Genomic DNA, 681 nt, shown 5'->3' with positions numbered 1-681 from the left:
GCTATTGATATTATGCAAAAACGGCAGCAGTCTATCGACCACTTTTAATAGCTTGGTCTCAGGGCTTGTGCCTGTTTCTTGCTCCTCCCAAAGCGTGGACAATTCAGTCACCGCATTGCCATTATGCGCCTCCAACCGCTTGACCCCCTCGCGCTCAGCGTTGTGCGCGTCCCCTCTTCTGGTGTCATATAAAAAGGTGTCGCCGGCGTCAATTTCGCCCAAATCATGGATTAAAGCCAGCTTTAGCAGTTTTTCTTCTGATACATCAAGCTTTAAGCTTCTAGCAATCGTCCAGCATGCCATTGCCAAATGCCATGAGTGCTCAGCGGAGTTTTCAACGCGCAAGCCGCCATCAAGATAGGTGCGCCGATTGATAAGCTTTAGCGCGTCAAGCTCTAATAGATAGTTGGTAATGTCGGTTAGGTTACTTGACAACAGTGTCTCCTTAAAACATAACTTTTTAGACAGCAAACAAGCATTAGAGATTAAATAATACCCATCAAAATGTGCTTGGTTGTGATTACAATTATTTGTTCATACAATAGGCGCTTTTGTGTCGTTAAACAATAGCTAATAAAGCTAAATAAGACCAAGTAGATAAACTATGAGACAAATGTTGATGTTGCTATTCGTCGCATTAGGCGGAATGTCGCTTGCGATTGAAGCGGCGATATTAGGACC

General features: G+C 43.9%; 1 protein-coding gene. It reads right to left on the bottom strand.

Annotated features, from left to right (window positions below; all coding sequences use genetic code 11):
- The coding region (locus ACS8FD_RS20995; RefSeq protein ID WP_439277291.1) for an HD domain-containing protein at nt 1-435 on the bottom strand (435 nt) is incomplete at its 3' end.
- Nucleotides 436-681: the final 246 nt, after the last annotated feature.

Source organism: Psychrobacter sp. 1U2 (assembly GCF_051847575.1).
The sequence above is the reverse complement of the archived record's forward strand: the minus strand, read 5'-3'. Positions and strand labels throughout refer to the sequence as shown.